Source organism: uncultured Dialister sp. (assembly GCF_900541605.1).
In the GTDB taxonomy this organism is placed as follows: Bacteria; Bacillota; Negativicutes; order Veillonellales; family Dialisteraceae; genus Dialister.
On sequence record NZ_UQKJ01000104.1, the window covers coordinates 1 to 6,857 of the forward strand.

Annotated in this window: 7 protein-coding genes and 1 pseudogene; 6 read left to right on the forward strand and 2 right to left on the reverse strand. The window is 53.9% G+C overall.

Going from position 1 to position 6,857, the window contains the following annotated elements; translation table 11 throughout:
- Window positions 1–129 precede the first annotated feature (129 nt).
- Both QZR21_RS07325 and QZR21_RS07330 read left to right on the forward strand, forming a co-directional pair.
- A complete protein-coding gene (locus QZR21_RS07325) occupies window positions 130–411 on the forward strand; it encodes a glutaredoxin family protein (RefSeq protein ID WP_296096554.1) in 282 nt (93 codons plus the stop codon).
- Between the two features lie 239 nt (window positions 412–650).
- Window positions 651–1,373, forward strand: a complete 723-nt coding sequence (locus QZR21_RS07330; protein ID WP_296974662.1) for a class I SAM-dependent methyltransferase — start codon at window positions 651–653, stop codon at window positions 1,371–1,373.
- Between the two features lie 84 nt (window positions 1,374–1,457).
- Here the strand turns inward: QZR21_RS07330 and nadE are convergent, their stop codons facing one another.
- The gene (gene nadE, locus QZR21_RS07335; protein WP_296096558.1) at window positions 1,458–3,350 is read right to left on the reverse strand and encodes an NAD(+) synthase; all 1,893 of its coding nucleotides are present in this window, start codon (window positions 3,348–3,350) and stop codon (window positions 1,458–1,460) included.
- A 340-nt stretch (window positions 3,351–3,690) separates the two neighbouring features.
- Between nadE and QZR21_RS07340 the strand changes: the two genes are divergently transcribed.
- Window positions 3,691–4,641: a TIGR01212 family radical SAM protein gene (locus QZR21_RS07340; protein WP_296096560.1), complete on the forward strand. Its 951-nt coding sequence runs from the start codon at window positions 3,691–3,693 to the stop codon at window positions 4,639–4,641.
- A gap of 133 nt (window positions 4,642–4,774) precedes the next feature.
- Here the strand turns inward: QZR21_RS07340 and QZR21_RS07345 are convergent, their stop codons facing one another.
- On the reverse strand, window positions 4,775–4,900 hold the full coding sequence (locus QZR21_RS07345; protein WP_296974667.1) for a hypothetical protein: 126 nt from the start codon (window positions 4,898–4,900) through the stop codon (window positions 4,775–4,777).
- Window positions 4,901–5,030: 130 nt separating this feature from the next.
- Between QZR21_RS07345 and QZR21_RS07350 the strand changes: the two are divergent.
- The 3 genes and pseudogenes from QZR21_RS07350 to QZR21_RS07360 form a co-directional block, all read left to right on the forward strand.
- A pseudogene (locus QZR21_RS07350) lies at window positions 5,031–5,693 on the forward strand (PhoH family protein); the annotation flags it as partial.
- Window positions 5,677–6,171, forward strand: a complete 495-nt coding sequence (ybeY, locus tag QZR21_RS07355; RefSeq protein ID WP_296096563.1) for an rRNA maturation RNase YbeY — start codon at window positions 5,677–5,679, stop codon at window positions 6,169–6,171. The pseudogene QZR21_RS07350 and the gene ybeY, both read left to right, overlap by 17 nt.
- The gene (locus tag QZR21_RS07360) at window positions 6,161–6,565 is read left to right on the forward strand and encodes a cytidine deaminase (protein ID WP_296096567.1); all 405 of its coding nucleotides are present in this window, start codon (window positions 6,161–6,163) and stop codon (window positions 6,563–6,565) included. Before ybeY ends, QZR21_RS07360 begins: the two co-directional genes overlap by 11 nt.
- The last annotated feature ends 292 nt before the right edge of the window (window positions 6,566–6,857 follow it).

Sequence of the window (6,857 nt, forward strand, 5' to 3'; positions counted from 1 at the left end):
ACTCTCCCCGTCAACACCGAATACCAACAGCTCGACAAACTGAAATTGGCCTTTCTTCTTGCGCAAATGGTTTTTCCATAGTACAATGCATCTAGAGATATAAATATATTAATTAAAGGAGGAAATCCTATGAAAAAAATTATTATGATAAAGATTCCCGGATGCCCCTACTGCGCCAAGGCCAGAAAGGCTATCGAAGAACTGCATGGGGAAGAAAAGTATAAGTCCGTTCCGGTAGAAGAAATCGATGAAACCACCCAGCCGGAACTGGCAAAACCCTATGGAAAAGACTATTACTATGTTCCCAGCCTTTTCATTGACGGGAAAAAGCAGTTCGAAGCAAAGCCGGGCATGGACTACGATACCATCAAGGCGGCAGTGGTAAAGGCTTTTGATGAAGCATTGCAGTAAAACCGTATACAAAGAACTCTGAAAAGGCGAAAACGCTTTTTCAGAGTCTTTTTGTATAGGGCCTGTACCATTTGAAGGAGCGATAGCGACGCGCAAATCGTAGTGAGTCGCTTTCCCGTAGGGTGAGCTGGCGCCGGAGGCGACTGAAGGGGTGCATTTCCAAATGCATATACGGGACCATAAAGAGGGGGTTCAGCTATCTCCCAGTTGAAAGGACATGAAGATAAAGGGGGAATCATATGGAAGACTTTGAGAAGAAGAACAGGAATTACTGGAACCGGCGAAGCCAGGCCTACAGTGCCCTCCGGCAGAAGGAACTGGAGAGTGATGACGCATTGTGCTGGCAGGAGTTCCTAATGGACAGGCTTCCGAAAAAGCCCGATCTCCGGATTCTGGATGCCGGGACCGGCCCCGCTTTCCTGGCCATCATCCTGGCAAAGGCCGGAGCCAGTGTGACGGCACTGGATTTTTCTCCTTCCATGCTTGAGGAGGCAGAAAAGAATGCCCAAAAAGAAGGGGTTTCCATCCGTTTCGTCAGGGGCGATGTGATGGATCTTCCTTTTGGGGAAGAAAGCTTTGACGCCGTGATTTCCAGAAACGTGACATGGAACCTGCCGGATGTGCCAAAAGCCTACCGCTCCTGGTACAGGGTTCTCAAAAGGGGAGGGGTCCTGCTGAATTTTGATTCCGATTACGGCACCATGGATTTCAGGGTTACCGCCGGTATAGCGAAGAATGCCCATCACGGGGTGGCGGCTTCTCTCATTGAAACCTGCGAGGAACTGAAGGATTCTATCCGCATCAGCACCCACTGGAGGCCCCTCTGGGATCTGGGTATGCTGCAGAAAATCGGGTTCTGCAGCTGCTCTGTGGAAGAGGATATCCGGGAAAAGGTCCATCGTTCCAGGGAATGGGAGTATGATCCGACGCCCCTCTTCTGCCTGCGGGGCATTAAAAAATAAAGAATACAACTGATAAAGCACTGATGAAATCGGATTTGCGAATTCATCAGTGCTTTTGGATTCTGTTAAAAGACAGGGCTGCCGTTATCTGGCATTTTTAGCGGTTTCGTTTCCATGGAGGAGGCGTTCCTTCATTTCCAGATACCGGTCCGTGTAATAGGGGGCCATCTGGGATTCCCGGAGGTCGTACCCGAAGGGCCGGCGGCTGATGGCGATGAGGGGCGGCGCCTGGATGCGCTTGGCCACGGCGAATCCCGCAAAAAGGTGCCACCATTTTTCCAGGTCTTTGATGAAATCAGAGGGGGCCGGGAAAAGGTCATTCACCTTTACCGTACATCCGATGTGCTCTTCCAGGGTTCCCTCCATGTACCAGCCCAGAATTTCTTCCGGCGTATTCCTCTGCCAGGGTTCCACAAAGCTCTTCAGCAGGAAATCGTGATACTCATAAATCAGTGGATCCCCGAGACCCCGGGTGACGTCCTGGTTTTCAGAGAGCTCGGCGCTGGGTTTCACGGTAAAGATACCTTCCGGAATGATTTCCTTTCCGTACCATCCATTGAGGGCCCGGCCCAGCTGGTAGACCTGGTATTTCCAGAGGTCCGCCGTGGCGGCCAGGGCGCCGGCCAGGTCGCCGTAGAGGGTACCATAACCGATGGTGAGTTCTGTCTTGTTGGCGTTGCAGGTGAAGATACCGCCAAAAGCGGCGGACAGGGCGGCGAGAATGCGGCTGCTCCGGTCCCGGGCCTGCATGTTTTCTTTCATGAACCCCGTAAGATGGATATCCCCATCCATGAGGGGGAGGGCTTCCAGGGACTCTGCGGTTTCATCGATGAAATGGCCGATAGGAATGATGTGGTAGGCACATCCCAGGTTACGGGCCAGTCCTTCGGCCAGGTCCCTCGTGAGCTCGGAATTGAACCGGGTAGGCGTATTGACAAGAAGAACCTTGTCCGGCGGGAGGATGGATCGGTAGAGGGCAGCGTTTACGGCAGAATCGATGCCACCGGAAATGCCGATAACCACCCGGTCCTGGCCGATGGATTCCAGAAATTTCCGGACCCCGTAGCGGAGGGCGGGAAGGAGCATGTCTTCCTTGCAGGGAACCATGGGGGAAACGCTTTCCGGGCGGCGGTCTTCGGAGGAAAAGGAGAAGAGGGAGTGGGCATCTTCATAGGGTCGGGCTTCGGCGAGAAGGTTTCCATTCCTGTCGTAGGAGGCGGTCATACCGTCGTAGGTGTAGCAGGTTTTCCCGTTATTCTCAAGACCTCTCCGGTTCACGTAGATCATGGGCACATGGAGGCGGGAGAGGGAGCCCTGGAGCATGCGGTGCCGTTTATCATTCTTCCCAAGGGTGAAGGGAGAAGCGGACAGATTGAGGAAAAGGGAAATGCCCTTTGCTGCCAGCATTTCCATGGGGGAGAAATGGTAGTTTTCATCCCAGCTGTCTTCGCAGAGGAGGATACCGGTCCGAAGGGTTCCTTCTTTCAGGGGAAGGGAGAAGGGGGAAAGCAGGTCTTTCGGCGATTTTCCTTCTTCCTGGGCCAGCTGTAAGAGGGACGTGAAGTACCGGCGGTCATCGAAGCAGCGGTAGTTCGGAAGAAGCGTCTTTATCGTGAAAGGGCGGCTGCTGTTTTCGGGGAAAAGGAAATGCCCCCCCTGAGCGGCGAAGGCGGCGTTGTACTTCCGGGGCCTTCCGTCATCATTGGTCTTTTCCCAATCCACGGCGCAGCTGCCCCATACGATGACCAGGTCCCTGGCGGCCGATGCGATCCGGCGGTTATAGGATTCACATTCCCGGAGAAAGGCATTCTGGTCCCACAGGTCTCCGATGAGATATCCTGTGAGGCACATTTCCGGGAGCACCAGCATATCCGCCCCCTGGGACCGGGCCCAGGCGATTTCTTTCTCAATGCGGTTCCAGTTCTCCCGGATATTTCCGGGAATCACATCTAATTGGGCAGTGGCAATTCGTATCATGGCTGTTCCTCTTTTCCTGTCATTTCCTTCATTGTAATGGGAGCGGGGAAAAGTGTAAAGCGCCTGTGTCCTTACTGTGAAGAAATCCGGGGCCTGGCGGTCAGCCTGCCTGTTTGCAGAGTCATCAGGAACGGGGGCTTCTGGCTGCTGGAAGCTTCCGTGGGAATGACGCTATCCGCCGGCATGCAAATCCGTTGGGGCGGCCAGCCGCCACAAGGTTCGTGCCTCTATCCGTAAGCAGCCCGCTGCGGGACCATCGGCGGACTTCCTCCTTTTACGGGTGGATTCCATGGTATATAATTAAATTGAATAACTGTTCATTGCATGCAATAGGAGAACTATGGAACGTTATCAGAACTATTCTGACTATCTGAAAAAGAAATATGGGGAAAAGGTCTATAAGATCCCCATTTCCCTTCCCGTGACCTGTCCGAACCGGGATGGTACCCTGTCATCAAAGGCCTGCATTTTCTGCGGATCCATCGGCGCCGATTATGAGACGAAGGCCGTGGGCATGGACATTACGAGCCAGCTCAATCGGAGTATGGCCCACGTGGGACCGAAGTACAAGGCGAAAAAATTTATCGCCTATTTCCTGAATTTTACCAATACCTACGCCGACCCTTCTGATTTCAAAAGCTGGGTGGAAGAGGCCATGGCCCATCCCGATGTGGTGGGAGTGGATGTATCCACCAGGCCCGACTGCATCCATGAACGGTATCTGGATATATTAAAGGACTGCGCTTTTCGGTATGGAAAGGATGTGACCCTGGAGCTGGGCCTCCAGAGCAGCAATGTCCATACCCTCTCTATCCTGAACCGTTGCCACGGCCTGGCGGAGTACATCGACGGAGCCCTTCGCATCGGCCGATACGGGTTCGGACAGTGCACCCATGTAATAGCGGACCTGCCCTGGGATGACCGGCTGGATGTGGTGGAAACGGCAAAGATTATTTCCGCCCTGCCGGTGACAGAGGTGAAGCTCCATTCCCTGTATATCGTGAAGGGGACGCCCCTGGCCCGGATGTATGAGAAGGGCGAAGTGAAACTGCTGTCCATGGAAGAATACATGGAGCGGGCCATTCTTTTTCTCTCGTACCTCCGGAAGGACATCGTGGTGCAGCGGATCGTGGGCCGGGCATCCGGCGGAAATACGCTTTCCGTGAACGGCGGCTCACCCTGGTGGGAAGTGAAGGACCGCATCGACAGGCTCATGGAAGAAAGAAATGTGACCCAGGGCTGTCTCTGCGATTATCTCGATGGAAAGGCGGTCCGCCATCTTTTGAAATGAATGCCCGAAACCATGGGGCATAGAATGTATAGAAATACAGAAAGGATTAACAGCTACGGAACGGATAGAAGAAATCGTCATCAGGGACCAGCAGGAAGCGGCCCATCTCTTTGAAAGGGACAGTTCCTATCTTTCAGTCATAGGAGAAAGGTACGGCATCGATGTTTCGGGACGGGGCAACCTGATCCGCATCAAAGGGGAAGAAGGAGCCGTCGAAAAAGCGGTCCATGTGGTGGAACATCTCCGCCACATGGTACACGAGCAGATTCGCCTGTCCGAAAGGCAGGTGCGGCTGGTCATGACCCCTTCTGGATGAAGGAAAGGATCAGGTGCTGGAGGACCTGGAAGGGGATATCATCAATTTCACCAAAAACGGGACCCCCATCCGCCCAAGGACGTTGGGCCAGAAACTGTATGTGGATACCATACGAAGAAACTCCATCACCTTCGGCATCGGCCCGGCCGGTACAGGGAAAACGTACCTCGCCGTGGCACTGGCGGCGTTTGCCCTGAAAAACCATGATGTACAGCGGATTATCCTGGTGCGGCCGGCGGTGGAGGCCGGGGAAAAACTGGGATTCCTTCCCGGGGATATGCAGGAAAAGGTGAACCCCTACCTGCGGCCCCTTTTCGACGGGCTTCTGGCCATGTTCGGACCGGAAGAGTTCCTCCGGCTCCAGCAGAAAGGGCAGATCGAAGTGGCCCCCCTGGCCTACATGCGGGGGCGGACGCTGGAAAAATCCTTCGTCATCCTCGATGAGGCCCAGAACACCACGGTGGAGCAGATCAAGATGTTCCTTACCCGCCTCGGATTCCGGTCCAAAATGGTGGTGAACGGCGACGTCACCCAGATCGACCTGCCGCCCCATGTGAAGAGCGGCCTCATCGATGCGGAACGGGTATTGAAGAACGTAAAGGACATTGGCCATGTCCATTTCAGTGAAGACGATGTGGTGCGGCACGACCTGGTGGCCGCCATCATCCATGCCTATGAAGAGGATGCCAGAAAACAAGTCAAAAACGGAGGCAGTGACCATGGAAATCACAATTAACTACAGCGACATGAAATTTTACAGCGAAGACCTGGAAAAACTGATTCATATGGTCCTTTCCAAGGGGGCCGAACTCCAGAAAGTACCGGAGGATGCAGAAATCAGCGTCCTCATCTGCGATGCCGATACCATCCATGAGCTGAACCGGGATTATCGGAACGTGGACGCCCCTACGGACGTACTTTCCTTTGCGTTGAACGAAGGGGAAGACGACGTGCCGGAAGAAGAAAAGGCACTGGGGGACATTGTCATCAACCTGGACCGGGCCGTAGAACAGGCAAAGGAATTCGGCCACAGCAAGGAAAGAGAAATGGCCTACCTTTCGGTCCACGGGTTCCTCCATATCCTGGGGTACGACCATTATGACCCGGACGAAAAGAAGGCCATGCGGAAGGCGGAGGAAGATATCCTTGGCGCCTGCGGCCTTTCCCGGATCGTGACGGAAGGCAAGCTGGAAGCGGCGGAAAATGGAGACTGAAGAAATAAGGCACCTCCTTGCCAAAGCTCTGGAGGCAAGGAAAAACAGCTACTCCCCCTACTCTTTATACCCCGTAGGGGCAGCGGTGATGGCAGGAGATGGCTCCATCTACACCGGATGCAACATGGAAAATGTATCCTACCCCGCCTCCCTCTGCGCGGAGCGGAATGCCCTGGGCAGCGCCATTGCCGATGGGAAGAGGGACTTTCTGGCCATCGCCATCATCGGGAGCCCCGACGATTACACCATGCCCTGCGGTATCTGCCGGCAGGTGCTGGCGGAATTCCGGGTGCCCCTCATTATCTGCGGGAAGTCGGAGAACGACTACCGCCTCTATACACTGGAAGAAATCTTTCCGGCGGCATTTACCGCAGATGAATTGAAGAAGGAATGACGCCCAACAGGAAAGAAACTAATCCATATACAGCGTGTGTAAGGTGGCTGAAGTGAGTGAGGTGGCTAAAGAGGCTGAGGGGAAGGCGCGGCGCACAAAGTTTGGAAGCGCCGCAGTAAGGATTCACAACTGAATCTTGCTGCTTATTGAAAATATCGGTAATCACGTGCCCCCTTAGAGATGAATGTGCTTCGGCCGGACAGTCAAGTCCAGATTTGTGTGTAAATTAATTTTTCCCTCAGAATACAAGTAACTCACAACATGGAATATAGTGACAGTTCAGCGATCAGCA